Consider the following 19035-nt stretch of genomic DNA (forward strand, 5'->3'; position numbering starts at 1 on the left):
TGTTGGAGTTGTCCTTTTTGGCGGATTCCCGGAAAAAGTTAATGTAAAATAAAGTAATGAAATGAATTTTTCCTCAATTCAGCACGACCTGACATAGTGTGATAGAGTCTTTGCAACGCTAGTGGCTCGAAAGACTCTTATCTCCAGCAAACTCGCGAATGACACCGCAAAAAAACAGGCAGACCGCAGGATCGCTCCGCAGTCTGCCTGTCTTGCTCTGTTCGTCAGGAATGGAATTCCTGTCCGCAGCGTACTTCCTTCACATAACCGGCGCGGATCGTAAAATCGCCGAAATGCTCGCCTGGCGTCCGTTCCTTCGCATAGCGAGAAATAATCGGCCCCAAGGAACTGAGTATTTCCTCTTCCCCGATATTTTCCTTATACAGCTTGTTGAGCCGGTTGCCGGTAAAGCCGCCGCCCAAATACATATTGTATTTGCCCGGCGCTTTGCCGATAAACGCGAGCTCGGCCAGCATCGGACGCGCGCAGCCGTTCGGGCAGCCGGTCATGCGAATGACGATGTCCTCGTCCTGCAGACCCGCTTCCTGAATCATTGGCTCGATGTGGTCGATCAGCGTCGGCAAGTAACGCTCCGATTCGGCCATCGCCAGCCCGCACGTCGGCAGCGCGACGCACGCCATCGAATTGCGGCGCAGCGCCGTATGCTGGCTTCCGTCGGTAAGACCGTACTGCCGCGCCATCTCCTCGATCTTCTTCTTTTTCTGAGTCGAGACGTTGCCGATAATGAGGTTCTGGTTGCCGGTCAGACGGAAGTCGCCCGTATGCACCTTGGCAATTTCCCGCAGGCCGGTCATGAGCCGGTAATCGCCGTCGTCCTTGATCCGCCCGTTCTGGATGAACAAGGTCAAGTGCCATTTGCCGCCCGGCCCTTTTACCCAGCCGTACCGGTCTCCGTTATGGTCGAAATGATACGGCCGCGCTTCCTCCAGCTTCCATCCCAACCGGTCGTGCAGCTCGCCGATGAACCAGTCGATGCCGCGATCGTCGATCGTATATTTGAACCGCGCATGCTTGCGCACCGCGCGATCGCCGTAATCCCGCTGGATCGTAACGGTTTTCTCCGCCAAGTCGACAGCCTGCTCCGGTTTGCAAAATCCGATCACCTGGGCAACCTGCGGGTACGTAAGCGGATCGCCGTGCGACATGCCCATACCGCCGCCAACCGTTACGTTAAAGCCTTTCAGATGGCCGTCCTCGAGAATGGCGATAAAGCCGAGGTCCTGCGAAAATACGTCCACATCGTTCGACGGCGGAATCGCCACGCCGATCTTGAACTTGCGCGGCAAGTAAACAGGCCCGTAAATCGGCTCTTGCTCGATCTCGCTCTCCTGGCTATCCAGCACCTTCTCGCCGTCGAGCCATATTTCGTAGTAGGCTTTCGTCCTCGGGTTCAGATGCTCGCTAATTTGCCGGGCCCATTCGTAAACTTCCGCATGGGCTTCCGACTGGTACGGATTCGGATTGCACATGACATTGCGGTTCACGTCGCCGCAGGCGGCCAGCGTGCTCAGCAGCGCTTCGTTGACTTCCTGGATCGTCTTCTTCAGGTTCCACTTGATAATGCCGTGCAGCTGAAACGATTGGCGTGTTGTAAGCCGAATCGTGTCCCCCGCATATTTCTGAGCCAGTTCGTCCAGCACGAGCCACTGCTCGGGCGTTACGACACCGCCTGCCGCGCGGACACGCAGCATGAATTGGTACGCGGGCTCGAGCTTCTGCTTATTGCGCTCGTTGCGCAAATCGCGGTCGTCCTGCATATAGCTGCCGTGAAACTTCATCAAGCGGTTATCGTCCTCGGGGATCGATCCGGTGATGACGTCTTGAAGCGTCTCGACCAGGCTGCCCCGCAAGTAATTACTGCTTTTCTTAATATGCTCGACTTCGCTGTGCGGCGCACTGTTTGGCGAAAGCAAATTGTTGTCGGACATGCGCTCCTTCTCCTTTCGGCGCTCGCCGGACGTTTATTTAATAAACGTCCCGCTGGTAGCGTTTTTGCTGCTGCATGCGAATCAAATATTGTTCGGCTTCCTCAGGGCTTAAGTTCCCCTCTTGCTCAAGAATCGTCGCCAGCGCCGCATGAACGTCATGCGCCATCTTTTTCTCGTCTCCGCAGACGTAGACGACTGCTCCCTCTTGGAGCCATGCATACAGCTCCCGGCTCTTCTCCAGCATCCGGTGCTGCACATACACTTTCTTGTCGGTGTCGCGGGAGAAAGCGACATCCATCCGCGTCAGCACGCCGTCTTTCAGCAGACGCTGCCATTCGATCTGGTACAGGAAATCCGTTGCGAAATGCTGATCGCCGTAGAACAGCCACGTTTTTCCTTCCGCACCCGTCTCTTCCCGTTCGGCGAGAAACGCCCGGTACGGGGCGACGCCGGTTCCCGGCCCGATCATAATGATCGGCGTGTCCGGGCTTTCGGGCAGCTTAAAGTTCGGGTTATGCTGGATGAACACGGGCAGCGTGTCGCCCGTCTCTGCGCGCTCCGCAAGATGAACGGAGCAGACGCCGTAGCGGTTCCGCCCGTTCGACTCGTAGCGGACGGCGCGGACTGTAACATGCACTTCGTCCGGCGACGCTTTCGAGCTGCTCGCAATCGAGTACAGCCGCGGCGGAATTTTGCGCAGCATCGATACGAAGTCGGATGCGGACAAACCTTTCAGCGAGTAGTCCTGTACCAGATCCAGCGTATCGCGGCCTGCGATATAGGCCCGCAGCTCGGATTCCCGCCCCGAAGCGAGCAATTCTCCGATGCCCGCGCTGGACGTCAGCTCCTGCGCCTTGACCAGCAGCGGCTTCGTCAGCACCGTAATCTCGTAATGGCGGAGCAGCGCTTCGCGCAGTGTCACCGTCTCGCTCGCCTTCGGAGAAGGCACCGTCTCCTCCGCATTCCACCCCACCGCCTCGATCAGCTCGTCTACGAGACGCGGATCGTTCTCCGGGTATACGCCCAAGCTATCCCCCGGCTCATACTGCAGATTCGACCCTTCCAAAGACAGCTCCAGATGGCGGGTTTCGCGGTCCGAACCGCGTCCGTTCAGGTTCAAGTTTTCGAGCACCTCGGCCCGGAACGGGTTCGACCGCGAATAGTCCGATTCCGTATCGGTACCGGTTTGCGCAGGCAGCCCCGCCGCCGCGGAGGAAGCGCCTCCGGATTTGGACTCGCCGAGCGTTTCCGTGACCCGGTTCATCCAGTCCGCCGCAAGCTCGCCGAAATCGACGTCGCAATCGACGCGCGGGATGAGCCGTTTGGCGCCAAGCTCCTCCAGCCGTTTGTCGAAATCTTTGCCGGTCTGGCAAAAAAATTCGTACGACGTATCGCCGAGCGCAAGAACCGCAAAGCGCAAATCGGCAAGCTCAGGCGCTCTCTTGCTATGCAAAAACTCATAAAAGGAAACAGCGTTATCCGGCGCGTCTCCTTCGCCGTGAGTGCTGACCAGAATAAGCAAATTTTTGACCTTTTTTAAGCTGTTCGGTTTGAAGTCGTTCATCGACGACAGCGTAACCTGGAACCCCCGCTCCTCCAGCTTCTTGCTCGTTTTCTTCGCCAGCCCGTGACAGTTGCCCGTTTGCGATCCGAAGAGCACGGTCACTTCCTTCGAAGCCGCCGTCTCGGCTGCTGTCGGAACCGCGGCAATCGGTACCGAGCCTACCGGCGCCCCGGCCGCCGCTCCTTGCAGGGCGAGTGCGGTAAGATACCCGCTCAGCCAGCTGCGCTGCCCTTCCGTCAGCGTAGGCAGCAGCCGGTTCAGCAAATCGGCCTGCTCCTGATTGAAGGGGCTGTTTGTAACTCGAAGTTCCACCATATCCACCTCATAAACATGCAAAATGTGTAGCATAGTTGCGGGTTCCAGCGGCATCGGCGGCTCTCCTATGTTCAATCCGGATAGACCGCTTGCCCATTTTAATTCCAAGTAATCTTATCTAATTAATCCTCACCTTTGAACCCTAACACTTCCGCACCCGCCGGTCAATTAGAATTGTCTTATAGGATTTATCAGTAAATCTGATAAATCGACGAATAATCCGAAAAAACGACTAAAAACCCCTGACGGATCGCTACGCCAGGGGTGCTAACGCCGCTTTCGTTATCGTCCGCTTGTAATCGGACTCGGCCGGACAAGGGAGACTCACTCCAAAGGTCAGCGCAAATTTTTCAAGTACGTGTCGGAAAAGGCGCGGGCGCCCCGGCCCGCCGGACCGGCCAAATTCATCTGCCCGGAGCCGGTCACCGGCTCGCGGGAGCCGTCGACGGCCGGATCGGCGTAACGCACGAACCATTCGTCCAGCCGCGCCTTCATGGCTTCAAGCTGTCCGCGGTAATCTTCCGCATCCGTGAGGTTGTGCCGCTCGCCGGGATCGCCGGTCAAATCGTACAGTTCGTGCGGGCCATACGGGTAGCGGTGCACATACTTCCACTCCCGGCTGCGGATCATCCGAACCGGCCCGTATTCGTCGAATACGACGACGTTATCCCGCTCGTCCGTATCGCTTCCCCGCAAGCTGCCAAGGAAGCTTCTGCCCGGCAGCCGCTCCGCCTCCGGATTGCCGATGCCGACATATTCGAGCAGCGTCGGCATCCAGTCGTAGCCGCTGACGAGCGCTTCGCTTACGGCGCCTTGCGGGATCGTGCCCGGCTGGCTGAAAATCGCCGGCACCTTCACTGAGCTGTCATACATATTTTGCGGGAATGTGCCGTTTCCTTTGCCCCAGATGCCGTGATGCCCGCAGTTGAAGCCGTTGTCGCTGAGGAAGCAGATGAGTGTATGTTCTCGCAGTCCAAGCTTGTCGATCCGTTCCATAATGCGGCCTACATTATAGTCCATCGCCGTTACGGCGGCGAAATAACCGATCAGCTTTTGCCTGACCTTCTCCGGCGGCTCGTTTTGCGTTTTGTAGCTCCACGGATGATGAGGCTCCTGCGGGCACGACTCGAAGGCGCAGTCTTCGTACAGGTCCAGATAAGCTTGAGGATGGTTGCCGATCCACGGGGAATGCGGCGCCGTATAATGTACGCTTAAATAAAACGGCTGCGGGCTTTCCGCTTGCCGGTCGATAAATTCCAGCGCATCGTCCGTAATGACGTCCGTAATGTAATCCTTCTCGCGCACGAGCGCCCCGTCCCGGATCATCGGCGCGTTGTAGTAGGGGCCGCCCCCCGACTCATGGGCGTACCAGTGCGTGAACCCTTTCTGCGGCTTCATGCTGTCGCCGAGATGCCACTTCCCGCTGAGCCCGCATACGTAGCCGTTTTGCGCCAGCAGCTCCGTATACGCAAGCTGGTCCTGCAAATATTCGATCGCCCCGTCTGCGGCATTGCCCTTCTCGATCCAGTCATGGATGCCGTGCTGGGAAGGAATGCGTCCCGTCAGCAGCGATGCCCGCGCAGGCGAGCAGACCGGCGAAGCGCAGAAAAAGTTATCGAGACGAACTCCCTCGGCGGCGAGCCGGTCCAAATTCGGCGTCTGGATCTCCTTATTGCCCGCGCAGCCGAGCGCCCACGGTCCTTGATCGTCGGTCATAATAAAAACGATGTTCGGCTTGGCCGATGGATTCATGATCGTTTTCGCCTCCAGTCGTGGATACGTTATTTCGTTAAAGCTAACAAGCTAGCTGTCTGCCGCGGACGATTGCAGCAAATGATCGAGACACGCCTTCGGCGTCCGGCCGACGATAAGCGTGCCGTTCTCGACATAGCCTTCCTCACGTCCATCCAGCTCCCGGATGACCCGCTCCCGCCACTCGCTAATGCGCGGCAAGCAGGCCGGATCGGCGATCCGGTTGAACCGCTCCCCCGGATCGGAGCCAAGATCGAAAAACTGCTCTTCCCCCGTCTGCGAAAACCAGATGTACTTCTCGCGGCCATCCGTCGCAAAATGATGGGACAACTTGCCGTACGCATGCTCGCCGTGCACGTACGCCCTCCACTCGGGGCTCTCGCCCTTGCAAAGCGGCAGCAGGCTCTCGCCCTCGACTGTCTCCGGAATCGGCGCCCCGGCCGCATCCAAGAGCGTCGGCATAATGTCGCGCAGCTCGATCACCCGCTCCACTCGGGAGCCCCTCCGGAAGCCGAACCGTCCGCCGGGGTCGAACGCGATAAAAGGCACCTTCGCGCTCCCTTCATAAGGAAGCGCCTTGCGGAAATAATGATGGTCGCCCATCAGTTCGCCGTGGTCGGACGTGAAAACGATCAGCGTATCGTTCAGCACGCCGTACTCTTGAAGTGCGATCAGCAGCCGGCCGATCTGGTCGTCGATATGCGAGATTAAGGCGTAATACGCCGCTCTCGCCTGATTCAGCCGCCGCTTCGGCACATGTCCGAACGACGTGGTCGGCTCCAGTCCGCCCTGGGCGGCAGCCTCCTCGTCCACCCAGTCTCCGACAGGCGGCTCGGGAAAATTGAGTTCGCTGTACATGTCCAAATACGGCTTCGGCGGATCGAGCGGCGAGTGCGGACGGACGAAAGACGTCCACAAAAAAAACGGCTTGTCCGGGTCTCTCCGGCGCAAAAAGTCGATCGATTCGGATACGCACCAATTGGTCGGGTGCAAATGCTCGGGCTGGCTCCACGGCCGGGCCACTGTGGAGGCGTTGCAGTCCAGTCCGTTATCGATGAGATCGAACGATGCCCCGGCCGTGCGCCGCGCCCAGTTCAAATAATCGTCGACATGATCGAAATGTTCGCCCGCGGAAATATCGTCCATGCGCCGGTTATGATGCAAATAGCCGTCATGCAGCACGACATTGTGAAAGCCGCACAAATTGCGCGCCGGATACACATGCATTTTGCCGACGCATTGCGTATGGTAGCCCGCCTTCGCCAGTTCTCCCGCTATCGTATGCGGGTAGTTCCACCGCACCCTGTCGCGGTAGCCGACCCGGCCGTGCGAGCGCTGGCTCAAACCGGTCATGATCGCGGCGCGTGCCGGAATGCAGGTCGGCGTCGCCGAGTAAGCGTTTTCGAACGTGACGCCTTTGGTCACAAGCGCATCCAGATTCGGCGTTTCCACAATCGGATGGCCAAGTGCGCTCAAGCAATCCCAGCGCATCTGATCGACGGTGATTAGCAGCAGATTCGGTTTCTTCATTAGGGTGGCACTTCCTGTCATGTAGTAGGGTGTATGAGTACACAGGTCAATTGCTTACAGAAGGCAGTGGAAAAGACACTCCGGAGGACCCATGATCTTCCACTCGCTCTTACAATCGGATTCCTTGATGGAACGATTTAAGGTTGGAATCCGCTTGTAAAGGCGACCGCTTCGCTGTTCCAGATGCATGGGTCCTCCTCCGTTCCCTTTTGCCGCCACCCGGAATCCGTAAGCAATTGCCCTGGAGAAGTCCGATTCGACCTTCCGCAGAGCCTGCGGTCAGACGGCTTGTCTGATTCTGACCGGGCTTAGGCTCGCCCGGCCGCTCCCCCTATTGTAATACAAGATCGGCGCTGTTCCTATACTTCTTCCATGACGCAATATCCGGTTCCCTGCTTCGTCTCCCATTCCCATTCGTCGATGAGCCGCAGCTTGCCACAGTCCGTGATTTCGATTAGATCCCGGCTATGTCCGGAGTGTAACTCGTCGTTCAGATTTACTTGATGATACTTGAACGAAATCTCATTTCCGGTCAAGATGCCGATAAATTTGCCCAGCTTTACTCGGCCGCCCGTATAATCGGCGTGGACAATATTGCCTGTTTGTTTGAAGTAAAATACGGTTTCTTCGTTAACCTCGGCATCGGGGCCGTCGTTTCGGACGACTCGAAACACTTTATTATCAAAGTTGTAATTCATCTCATTCCCTCCGCTTCTGTCACATACATTCGTCGCCGAAAAATATTTTCCTTTATATATGAGTCTGCAATCCTCTATTCTGTATATAACGACCGATACTTTTGAAAAGGGAGGACTGGCCTTGCGAAACGAACAAGAAATGATGGAGATGCTTATCGGCTTTGCCGAGAAAGATAGCCGAATCCGCTTGGTTACGCTGGAAGGCTCCCGCACGAACCCGAATATAGCAGCCGACTGCTTTCAAGATTACGATATCTCCTATTTTGTTACCGATCAGGAGTCGTTCAAGCGTGACGATGAGTGGCTGTCGATATTCGGAAGCCGGGCTATGGTGCAAAAGCCGGAAGCTATGGAGCTCTTCCCGCCCGAGCTGGGCAACTGGTTTTCATACCTCATTCTTTTCGAGGATGGCAATAAGCTGGACCTTACTTTAATTCCGCTAAACGAAGTAGAAGATTATTTGAACAACAGCGACGGCTTAGTGGAGGTTCTACTCGATAAAGACGGCATTGTAGATCGGGAAGTAATTGCAACCGATCGCCAGTATTGGGTCAAGCAGCCTACCGCAGGCGAATTCGACGATTGCTGCAACGAATTTTGGATGGCGTCCACTTATGTAGTGAAGGGACTAGCCCGAAAAGAACTTTTGTTCGCCGCCGACCATCTGAACGAAATTATCCGGCCGAATCTGTTACGAATGATGTCATGGCACATCGGATCGGAGCGCGGTTATACGTTTAGCGTAGGGAAACATTATAAATTTATAGACCGCTATCTTCCAGCGGACAGTTGGGGGCAATTGGTATCGACCTTCGACGGAACGGGTTATCCCTCCATATGGAAGTCGTTGTTTACCTGTTACGAGCTGTTCCGCGCCTATTCGGGGAAAGTAGCCGAAGCGTTCGGGTATACGTATCCGGATTACGATAGAGCCATCTCCGGCTATACGGATCGCATTTATCAGAACTACGGCTTGGAGCAGAGATCGTAATTAACTTAACCGCTACGTGCAACAAGGGAGGAGCAAGCGATGACAAGCGGCAAAAACGTTCAGGAGCCGGACCTGCTGTTGCTGTTCCGGCTGACCCATACGGAATACATAAGCGGACAGCCCCAGTGGAACATGCCTCGTCAGTTCGCCGAAGCTTATATGCTGCTGGTCGTGGAAGCCGGCGAGGGAGAGCTTGTGGCGGACGGGCGGCGGTTTTCACTGACTCGGGGGCAGCTTTATTTGCTTCCCCCCTCCACGCTGGTTGAGATGGCCTCTAGCGGGCAATCGCCGCTTGGCCTGTACCTTCTCCAATTTCAGGCGCTCCGGGAAAACGGTCAAACCGACAAGACGGTTCTTTTCGCCAAAGAAAGCGATGCTGCCGGCTTTCCGTACACCGGACGGCTGCCGGAGCCGCTTTATGCCGGGGCGCTCGTCGCAGTCGAACCGTTATGCCGCCGCTCCTCGGACCGTACACGGCCCGGGATCCATCAGACGTATCGCCTGTTTCATCAAGTGCTTGCGGCCATATGCGAGCCGGTTCACGACCGGGGACGGCTTGACGCTTCGGAGGCGATCGACAAAGCCGTCGCCTACATGAACGAGTTTTACCGCGACCCGATCAGCCGGGAGCAGCTTGCCGTGATCGCGGGCATAAGCTCGTGGCATTTTTCCCACAAATTCAAGGAAACGACCGGCCAAAGTCCCACCGCCATGCTCGAGAGCATCCGGATGCGCAAAGCCAGCGTTTCTTTTTATCAATCTGTACGGCCCCTATGTCGATGAATGCTGGCAGCGCATCACATCCCAGTTCGGGCAAGTGCTGACGCTGGATATCGACAGCGCGCCGATCCGCACCTTGCTCGAAATTCATCGCCAGGCAAGCCAGTTTCAAATTCGGGACGGCTACCGCGCTTCCGAGATGGGCTACCGGTTTTTGATGGAATGCTGCCGTCACTTCTTGACGTTCCGCCCCAATACGGAAGGATGGCCTCCTGCCATCGTTACAGCTGTTATGTACATGCACGATAACTACGCGCAAGCGGAAGGGCTCGAGCAGATCGCGGCCATGTCCCGTATGTCCAAGTATCATTTTCTGCGGACGTTCCGCCATTATACGGGGCTGACCACCGTTCAGTATTTAACCAAAATCAGGATGGATCAGGCGGTTCATCTGCTGCGGACGACGCAATTGTCGGTGGAACAGATCGCTTCGCGGATCGGGTATGCGAGCAGCAGTTATTTTTGCCGGGTATTTCGCGGCATCCTGGGCGTCACCCCGCATCAGTTTCGCTCCAATGAAGAATGGAGCCATGACCATATTACGTTTTAAGGTGAAGGCTTAGATTCGGAACTTGTTTCAAAAAATCGCACAATCCCCCCTGTCATCTTCGCACAACAACCGATGGAGCAGTGGCGTCCTCTGTGATACAATTCTATATGATAATGAGAATCAATATCATAAAGGAGGGTCATCATCATGAGGAAGACTACACGAGTTTTGCGAGCGGTGGCGGCAGGCGTCGCCTTGCTGTTTGTTGCGGCTTGCGGGGCCAATAACGGGACGGCGAATACGGCATCCGGAGCGGACGCGGGCAAGGCGAAGCCGGAAACATCCACGCCGGCGCAAACCCGGAAGCTGGTTGACGTTATGGGCGAAGTGGAGGTGCCTGCGAATCCCAAGCGCATCGTCGCGCCGTATGTCGAGGACGCGCTTGTCGCGCTCGGCGTCAAGCCGGTGCTGCAGTGGTCGCTCGGCAGCATGGTGCAGGATTATTTGCAGACCGATCTGAAAGATGTGCCGAAGCTCGACTTTACCGGGGGCGTTAATATGGAGCAGCTCGTAAACGCGAATCCCGATCTGATCGTGCTTTATACGAAGCGACTGGCGGAGAACGACGCCTTGGCTAAATTCAAGAAAATCGCGCCGACCTATGTGTTCGATGACGCTACCGTCGACTGGAAACAGACGCTGCGCCTGCTCGGAGATGCGCTGAACAAAGCGGACGCCGCCGAGAAGGCGATCCAGACCTACGATAACAAAGTGAAGTCGGCGAAGGAAAAGCTAGAACCGTTCGTCAAAAACAAAACATTCGCCGTCATCCGCGTCAAACCGAAGGAATTTCTGCTAATGGACGGAACGTATTACAGCGGCCCGGTGCTGTACAGCGATCTTGGCCTTCAGCCCCATAAAATGGTACGCGAGCTGTCCTGGGAGCTAAACAAACCCATCTCGCTGGAGATGCTCCCGCAGCTTGATGCGGACTATATTTTCTTGCTCGTACAAGGAGAAGCCGCGCGCGACACGGCGAAGGAGCTTACCGAGTCCGCCCTGTGGAAAGGACTTCCCGCTTTCAAGCAAGGTCACATCTTCGAAGTGGACAACACGTACTGGATGGCCAGCGGCGCCATTGCTAACGGCAAAAAAATCGACGACGTAGTGAAGTCGGTTGTGAAATAGCATTCGGATTGGATAAAGCCGCGGGCGGCCGGAATCTCCCGCAGCTTAAATCCGAGAATAAATATGAAATTTACAAGTTTGCCCCCTCCGGAATGTCCGGGACCTCGAACAGGCTATTGCTATCTTGCTTTCCATACCGTTTCTCCTTCTGCACGTTGCATCTCCGAACACCACAGTGGATTTTCCCCCTCCCCTCCCCTTGTACGACTATTCCGACGAACTCGGCCTTCAATACCGCAATCTCTTTTATCAAGTAGTAGACCGATCCGTTTTTAATTATATTTAAAGTTATTTTACTACTCATTTAAAATAATCATTGCTATGATAATGCTTAAGTCCCGAGTTTTTACGAGCCTCAAAATCCAGATAGTCAGAATGGAGGATGAAAGCAACAAGAAGCATGTACATATTGCAAAAATCGACATGCCATTCATTTATCGAGTACAAGGAGAGAAGAAATGTCAATGATTGGACACAACTTGGCGAAGACTAGAGCAATTGCCGTTTTGATGACCTTTTTACTAGTAATCGCATCGCTTATTCCTTTTACCGGAGGTGGCAGAACCGCTTATGCGGAACCGATGCCCTATACCCCGCTTCCTGAGGCAACGCCGGCTTATACGGGGCCTCTGAGCTGGGTGAACTACACCTCCCCCGGGTCGATACCGGGTTCATTTCCGGGAACGAACCTTTTTATTCCGTATATGCTGGACATGGACGACGCCGATCATGTCTATGTAACGAAGGTTAGCACCTCCTTCCCGATCCCTTCCCCCGGTAAAGTCGAGAAAATATCGGATGACGGTCAAACGGTCACCCCTATCACTTACAATGAAACGTTTAAAAATCCGACGGGCATCGCGGTTGACAAGGACGGAAACGTGTACGTGGCCGATAATAGTTTGCCGGGGCAGGGCGCCAACATTGCCAGAATATTAATGCTGCCTCACGGGACCAGTTCGTGGGTAAACATCACACACGGCCAAGTGATGGGGCGAGCGCTTGGCGTAGCGGTAGATCAGCGAGGCAATCTATATGTGGTGGACAGCAATTATACATTCGATCAAAATGCGACGCCGCGTATTTTCAAGCTGCCTAAAAATGATACTGCATGGGTAGAGCTTACAGGAAATCCGTCGCAGTTCGTGTCTCCTATCGATATCGCGGTTGATGGCGGAGGAAATGTGTTCGTCAACGATTTGCCCAATGCGAATAGCGGAAAAATCTACAAGCTGCCGGTTGGGTCTTCCGCTTGGACGAATATTTCTCCTCCAAGTACGAGAGGTTCAGTTTCGTTCATTCCTCAAGGCATCACTGTTGACAAATTCGATAATTTGTACGTGATTGGTTACCAGAACGGGAATGTCAAGAAGCTGAGATATAACGGCAGCTCGACCGATTGGGCGGATATAGAGACTACGCCCAGAGCCTCCATCTATATAGACATAGCCGCGGACAGCTCCGGTTATTTGTACGGTACAAATTTCTCTTACGGCAACATAGATAGGCTAATGGCGACCGTCACCTATAACGGTAACAGCCAAACAGGAGGATTTGCTCCGGTCGACACCACCAGCTACAAGCCAAACGTAACGGCAACCGTGGCCGGCAATACGGGCAATCTGGTGAAAACAGGCTATGTGTTCGATGGTTGGAATACGAGGGCGGACGTTACGGGAGCCACTTACGCTCCAGGCGCTTCGATCAACATGACGCAAAACATAATGCTGTATGCCGTCTGGACGCCGCTGGTGAAAGTCACCTATAACGGCAACGGCCAAACGGGAGGAACCATCCCGGTTGACGCTGCCGATTACAAACAAGGCCAGACGGCCACCGTATCCGGCAATACGGGTAATCTGGTGAAAACAGGTTACGTGTTCGACGGCTGGAATACGACGACTGACGTTACAGGAGCCACTTACGCTCCGAGCACTTCGATGACCGTTACGCAAAACGTGATCCTGTACGCAATTTGGTCGCCCGTGACGACCATCTCTTATAACGGCAACGGCAACACAGGCGGAAACGTCCCGGTTGATACCCATGCCTACAGAAGCGGCGAATCGGCTACCGTATCCGGGAACAGCAACAATTTGTCGAAGACAGGATACAACTTCGCCGGCTGGAACACGGCTGCCGATGCATCCGGCACAAGGTACGCTCCGGGCGATACGATCAGCATGACCCAAAACGTCACTTTGTACGCCATCTGGTCGCCGCTGGCGACAGTTTCTTACAACGGCAACGGCCATACCGGGGGCAACGTTCCGGTTGATGCGAATGAGTATATGCAGGGCCAGACGGCTGCCGTATCCGCAAACAGCAATCATTTGACAAAAACAGGCTACACCTTCGACGGCTGGAACACGGCTGCCGATGCATCCGGCACGAGATACGCTCCGGGCGATTCGATCAACATGACCCAGAGCGTGACTTTGTACGCGGTCTGGAAGCCGCTTCCTTCTTATACGGTCATCTATCAGGCTGCAGCAGGCGGAAGCCTGAGCGGACCGGGCAGCGAAACGGTTTACGGCGGAAGCTACCCTGCTTCCGTGCCAGCGGCAACACCCGATTCGGGTTATGTTTTCCTCGGATGGAGCAGCGACGGAGGAGCGACACTGTTTACCGACGCTGAGCTGGCTTCTACTCTTGTAACCGGCGATATTACCTATACGGCTTACTTTAAGCCGCCTGTAACATTGACAGATCTTGTTCTGGACAGCGCCGGCTATGAGCTGGAAAACGGCACTACACATCAAACAGTGGTTACTGCGGTATATTCCGATCAAAACAGGTCTACGCTTTCCTCGGGTGTTTCGTACTCTTCGAGCAATACGGCAGTCGCTACGGTGGACGGCACAGGTCTGGTGACTGCACGCGAGGACGGACAAGCCGTTATTACCGCTGAATTCGCAGGAAAGCAAGCTCAAGCAACCGTAACGGTGTATTCTGCCTCGGACGGCTCCTCTGGTTCGCCTGGTTCGTCCGGTTCCCCGGAGATAGGCTCACCGGGAGCGCAGCAACCCCATACGGGAGTTGAAATTTTTCTGGACGGCGTGAAGCAGGATCAACTGGCAACCGTTCAGCAGGATAAGGTGGACGGACGTGCCGTCGTTACGATTGTTCTGGACAGCCGAAAAGTGGTCGACAAGTTGGAACAGGACAACAGCAAGCTGTTGACCATTCCGGTAAGCGGGGATAGCCAGGTCGTGGTCGGCCAGTTGACCGGAAGTTTGGTCAAGGCGCTCGAATCGAAAGATGCCCAGATCCGGATCGTTACCGAAAGAGCGGTTTACACGCTGCCTGCGGCATTCATCCATATCGACGGCATTTCCGCGCAGGTTGGAGCTAATGTGAAGCTGGAGGACCTAACGGTTCGTATTCAAATCTCCGAAACATCCGGCGAAAAAACGGCGCAGATGCAAGCGGCTGCGCAGCGCAATCAGTTTGAGCTCGTCGTGCCGCCGGTAGACTTTGAAATTTCCGTTTCCTACGGTTCTCAAACCGTACAAGCAAACCAATTCAACAGCTATGTGGGACGGATGATTTCTCTGCCGGAAGGGATTAATGCGGAACAAATAACGACAGGCGTCGTACTGACGGCGAACGGCGAACTATTCCACATGCCGACAGTCCTTGTACAACAAGACGGTAAAATGTACGCGCTCATTAACAGCTTGACCAATAGTACCTATTCCGTCATTTACAGCCCTCGCGAGATGGAAGACGTAAAGGGCCACTGGGCGAAAGCCGATGTGAATGACCTGAGTTCGCGCCTTATCGTTCAAGGTGTAACGGAAACGGAATTCCATCCTGACGCACAACTTACGAGAGCGGAGTTTGCGGCTATCGTCACACGCGGGCTTGGCATTCAAGACGCGCCGTATGTAGCTTCCTTTACCGATGTCGGTGCAAACAATTGGTACGCTGGAGCTGTCCAGGCTGCAGTTAACTACAAGCTGATCGACGGATATGAGGACGGCTCGTTCCGCCCGCTTCAAAAGATTAGCCGACAAGAAGCTACGGCAGTGCTGGCTCGTGCGATGGGGATAGCGGGTCTGAAAGCGGAATTGAGCACGGCGGAGGTTACTCACATGTTGTCCGCGTTTACGGATGGCCGTGATGTAGCGAGCTGGGCTCGGACGAATGTCGCCGCTGCCATCAGCCTTCACATTGTGAACGGTCGGAGTGACAAGCTTGATCTTGACGCTACTCTGACTCGTGCAGAAGCGGCCGCCCTTGTACGCCGCTTCCTGCAGGCTGCCAAATTGATTAATCCGTAATTTTTTTCGGAAGAGCTGTCCCAAGCAGGCTGAACTGCTTTTGGGGCAGCTCTTCTTTGAGATATCAACCATTGGCAGTCAGCGTGCTTGCTGCAACACTCGCCCATTCACATCTTGCCTTCCTTGATCCATGATCCAATTTTGATAAAACCGTAAATAATGACTGCAGTCAGAAGCAACCAAAGCAATCCGTAAAAAAAGTCCCTTGTGGGTCCTAGATTTTCCCACTCCAGTACAAGAAAAATCAAAAAAGCTGTATCGAGCAAAGACAAGAAAACCTGCGGGACGATCCATGCGATCCTTAGGCCTAGTTTCTTTTTATTATCGACTTGAAACACGCCCCTAAGCTTTTACTTAATAAGACTGAAGATCCGTACTGCTGATGTCTACTTATCTCCGAAAAAGGTTAGCATTACCCGTAAACCCTTTTATACATCCATGTTGTTATACCTATTGCTGCAACGAAAGCAAGAGATACAAACATGACATATCCTTTTCTTGTCTTCGTTTCTGTATATTTATCGTAAAATTCGGATGTTCTGTTGAAAAAACCAGTCCACAATTCTACTACCATATTTAGAACGACAAAGAGGAAGTTCTTCACAAGTCTCATTGGACACTTCCCTCCTATTTCTTTTGTGGAAATTATACCACAAAATCCCTAAAACCCTGATCTCATTTATTAAAGAAGCCACCTCAGCTTAAGTCGGCGTAAACGTTGACATCCATACGCAGTCCCGCTCGGCGACCAGTCTGACGAGATGCTCCTGCATCATTCGGGGCAGCACATCATGCCGCTTGATCTGGTCCGTATTCAGGTCGATCCAATGAAAATCGAGGTGATCCTCCTGCGAACGCGGATGAGCGAAAGAGGTCAGCTGCTCAGAGCTAACCTCGAACAGATGACTGATTTCATGCTGCAAAACGCCTTTTTCATCGATCCGATGAGTTTCCAAAACGCCCATGAATCTATGGACCGCGCAAACGACGCCAAGTTCCTCGTACAGCTCTCTTTGTAACGCCTGCTGCGCCCCTTCCCCCGGCTCGACGCCGCCGCCGGGCAAAAACGCATGGGCTCCTTTCAAGCGGGCGATCAGAATTTTATTCTCATGCACAATGACCGCTCTCGCGATATGTCGAAAATGGACTTCCATCCTGCTCGCTCCCCCCCCCATTCCTCAACCCAAGCTAAGGCTTAAAAACTTGCACCATGGTTGCCTCACCGGTAGCAACCTGCACTTCCGCCACGGCTCCATTGATAAAGGTCATCTGCGGCGGAACATGCCCGCAGTCGATGTCGTACACGACAGGCACTCCCAGTTCCACCTCCAGCTCCCGGTACACATCGATCGCCTCGTACCCCTCGACTGGCTTATTCACGCCGCTGCGGCCGAACAAGATGCCGCTGCAATGGCGAAACCACCCGGCCAGCTTCATTTGAACAAGCGAACGCCGCAGGTCCGCAACGTTTAATTCGCAATTTTCCAAGTACCAGATAATCGGCTCCCCGTGAATGAACTGCCGCTGGAATGAGGGCACGTCGCCGTAAGGCGTCCCTATCAAATGCCGGATCACATCGATACAGCCCCCAAGCAGGCGGCCGCGTATATGTACCTCGTTGACCGATACCGTCAGCCAAGCCGTCGGCTCGGTGAGATGGAACACGCACGGCGAAGGATGCTCATGGCTCCACTCCTTCTGATACAGCTTGGACGAAAACTGGCGGACGGAAGCCCCTGTTGGCGTTGCCAGCACAGTCTCCCACATCGCCGTCGTTTCGTCCGCATACTCCCCTCTCGCATCGATCAGGTTAGCCCCGTGCGCCGTGGCGATTCCGGTTACCAGCGTAACGGCCAGCAGCAGTACGCTCATATCGGAGTAGCCGAGAATCCACTTCGGCTGCATGGCGGCGTAATCGATTCGATCGACAATCTCGATGAGCAGTTCCCCGCCCCACGGGGGGAAGATCAGTCCGACCCGGTTATCCTGCAAAAAGGCGTTAAGCTCTGCGGCTCGGACAGCGGCCGGAGCCGACTTCGCCTTTTCCTGCGTCCATACGGTTTCACCGTATACAACCCGGTAGCCTTTTTCCTCCAGACGTCCGGTCGCCTTCCTGACCAAATCGTGCAGCCTCTCGTCCACCCCCGAAGAAGGTGCCGTAACGCCGACAGTCGTCCCTGGCTGCAAACAAGGGTAGCGAATCATATTCTGTGCCTCCTTATCGGTTCAGTAAAATAGGGTAACCAAAGATCCTATTACTCTTGTAGCCGTTCCCTGATAAAGTCCAGCAGAAGCGCTTTCTCTTGTTCAGGAACCCCTTCCGCCAACCGGGCCGCCGTTACCGGCAGCATCCAGCCGTCGATGTCGCTGTATGGCAAACCGGAACAGGCTGCATAATGCTCCAGATACAGGTCGCCCATCGGTCCTCTTATCCGCTGAAGCCTCTCCTTCACACTATCCGGGGCATCGTCCGGCAGCGTGCCGAAACGGAGCAGCAGCAGCGTGCGTGCCACATCGCCGGCGCGATTGCCGATCGTACCGTTCATCCAGTCGATCGTCCAGTCCAGCTCGCCGATCATCACATTGTCCGGATGATAATCGCCGTGGCACAGACAGCGCCCCTCCGGCAGCCGCTCCAGCGCCTTCAAGATCGTTTCCTTCTCATTGTCCGGGAGATGAGCCACGCCGCGTATATGTCGGGCGATTACCTCTTTCTGCTTCAGGACGGCGGGATGATCTCCCTGCACATCGCAACTATGAATCCGGTGATGCAGAGCGGCAAACTTTTCCGTCAACCGATGCAGCGCATCAGGCTGCTGAACCATAAGACGCAGCAAAGTCGTGCCTTCGATCCGTTCGAACGTTATCCCTTGCCGCTCCTGAACATCCACGAGCTCGTACGCTTTCGGCGCGGCCACTCCGCAGCCGGCGATCGTCCGGTTCACCTCGTATTCGTACCGGATGGATTCCGCAGGATACCCGCTCCGGTACAGCTTTACAATCTTACCCGGCTCCAGCTCGTACACCTCGGCCGTGCGGCCCTCACCTAGCTTGTTCATCTGCATCATCTCCACCTATTCGCCTATTCCTTGATGGATACTCGTTCAAATTAAATAGATAATACCATAAAAACTCGTTTTATCCTCCTATTTCCACCTCATTTCCAGCTCTCTTCGCTGCCATAACTACCGTTTAACTCTTTCAATTTATGGTATATAATTGAAGTTAATTGCAAGAGACATTTGTATAAGACTACGGGAGGTTTTATGAAAAAATTTATATTAGGTATGCTAGGGCGTGTATTCAAACCACTAGGCTAACCAAACCATGGAAGAAGCCAACTTTAAAAAGGCAACAAAGGTACGGGACAATTTGTCGTACCGGGTTGCCAAGCGCCGATTGTGTTTGAGTTTATTAAAGAGGCATTCGACCAAGTGGCGCTCCTTAAACAACCACCAATCGGTTTTACGTTGAACGATACGATGCTTGCGG

General features: G+C 54.6%; 13 protein-coding genes. 5 read left to right on the forward strand and 8 right to left on the reverse strand.

What is annotated here, in order from left to right; all coding sequences use genetic code 11:
* Positions 1–224: 224 nt before the first annotated feature.
* From cysI to D7M11_RS35565, 5 genes are all read right to left on the reverse strand, one after another.
* The gene (gene cysI, locus D7M11_RS35545) at positions 225–1949 is read right to left on the reverse strand and encodes an assimilatory sulfite reductase (NADPH) hemoprotein subunit (protein ID WP_120752006.1); all 1725 of its coding nucleotides are present in this window, start codon (positions 1947–1949) and stop codon (positions 225–227) included.
* A 37-nt stretch (positions 1950–1986) separates the two neighbouring features.
* Entirely contained in the window at positions 1987–3825 is a 1839-nt protein-coding gene (locus tag D7M11_RS35550; protein WP_120752021.1) for an assimilatory sulfite reductase (NADPH) flavoprotein subunit, read from the reverse strand.
* Between the two features lie 339 nt (positions 3826–4164).
* Positions 4165–5580, reverse strand: a complete 1416-nt coding sequence (locus D7M11_RS35555) for a sulfatase family protein (RefSeq protein ID WP_120752007.1) — start codon at positions 5578–5580, stop codon at positions 4165–4167.
* A 51-nt stretch (positions 5581–5631) separates the two neighbouring features.
* Positions 5632–7110 (reverse strand): arylsulfatase, encoded by a 1479-nt coding sequence (locus D7M11_RS35560; RefSeq protein ID WP_120752008.1) that lies wholly within the window; start codon positions 7108–7110, stop codon positions 5632–5634.
* A 359-nt stretch (positions 7111–7469) separates the two neighbouring features.
* The gene (locus tag D7M11_RS35565; RefSeq protein WP_120752009.1) at positions 7470–7808 is read right to left on the reverse strand and encodes an avidin-fold protein; all 339 of its coding nucleotides are present in this window, start codon (positions 7806–7808) and stop codon (positions 7470–7472) included.
* A 121-nt stretch (positions 7809–7929) separates the two neighbouring features.
* Here D7M11_RS35565 and ant(6) point away from each other — a divergent pair, with 121 nt between their 5' ends.
* The 5 genes from ant(6) to D7M11_RS35590 all read left to right on the forward strand — a co-directional run bounded on the left by ant(6) (position 7930) and on the right by D7M11_RS35590 (position 15543).
* Complete coding sequence (gene ant(6) / locus D7M11_RS35570; protein WP_120752010.1) at positions 7930–8799, forward strand: aminoglycoside 6-adenylyltransferase; 870 nt, start codon at positions 7930–7932, stop codon at positions 8797–8799.
* 39 nt (positions 8800–8838) lie between these two features.
* Positions 8839–9582, forward strand: coding sequence for an AraC family ligand binding domain-containing protein (locus D7M11_RS35575; protein ID WP_120752011.1), 744 nt, complete (start codon positions 8839–8841; stop codon positions 9580–9582).
* Positions 9583–9616: 34 nt separating this feature from the next.
* On the forward strand, positions 9617–10129 hold the full coding sequence (locus D7M11_RS35580) for a helix-turn-helix domain-containing protein (RefSeq protein ID WP_120752012.1): 513 nt from the start codon (positions 9617–9619) through the stop codon (positions 10127–10129).
* Positions 10130–10276: 147 nt separating this feature from the next.
* A complete protein-coding gene (locus tag D7M11_RS35585; RefSeq protein WP_120752013.1) occupies positions 10277–11257 on the forward strand; it encodes an ABC transporter substrate-binding protein in 981 nt (326 codons plus the stop codon).
* Positions 11258–11715: 458 nt separating this feature from the next.
* Positions 11716–15543, forward strand: a complete 3828-nt coding sequence (locus tag D7M11_RS35590) for an InlB B-repeat-containing protein (RefSeq protein ID WP_120752014.1) — start codon at positions 11716–11718, stop codon at positions 15541–15543.
* A gap of 701 nt (positions 15544–16244) precedes the next feature.
* Here the strand turns inward: D7M11_RS35590 and D7M11_RS35605 are convergent.
* From D7M11_RS35605 to D7M11_RS35615, 3 genes are read right to left on the reverse strand one after another with little or no spacing between them, the layout of a single operon-like run.
* A complete protein-coding gene (locus tag D7M11_RS35605) occupies positions 16245–16697 on the reverse strand; it encodes an NUDIX domain-containing protein (RefSeq protein ID WP_158607018.1) in 453 nt (150 codons plus the stop codon).
* A gap of 34 nt (positions 16698–16731) precedes the next feature.
* Complete coding sequence (locus tag D7M11_RS35610) at positions 16732–17748, reverse strand: S66 family peptidase (protein ID WP_120752018.1); 1017 nt, start codon at positions 17746–17748, stop codon at positions 16732–16734.
* A 50-nt stretch (positions 17749–17798) separates the two neighbouring features.
* Positions 17799–18602 carry a phosphotransferase family protein gene (locus D7M11_RS35615; RefSeq protein ID WP_158607019.1) on the reverse strand — a complete coding sequence of 268 codons (804 nt, stop codon included), beginning with the start codon at positions 18600–18602 and terminating at the stop codon, positions 17799–17801.
* Between the last annotated feature and the right edge of the window lie 433 nt (positions 18603–19035).

It is taken from the genome of Paenibacillus ginsengarvi, from assembly GCF_003626695.1.
In the GTDB taxonomy this organism is placed as follows: domain Bacteria; phylum Bacillota; class Bacilli; order Paenibacillales; family NBRC-103111; genus Paenibacillus_AB; species Paenibacillus_AB ginsengarvi.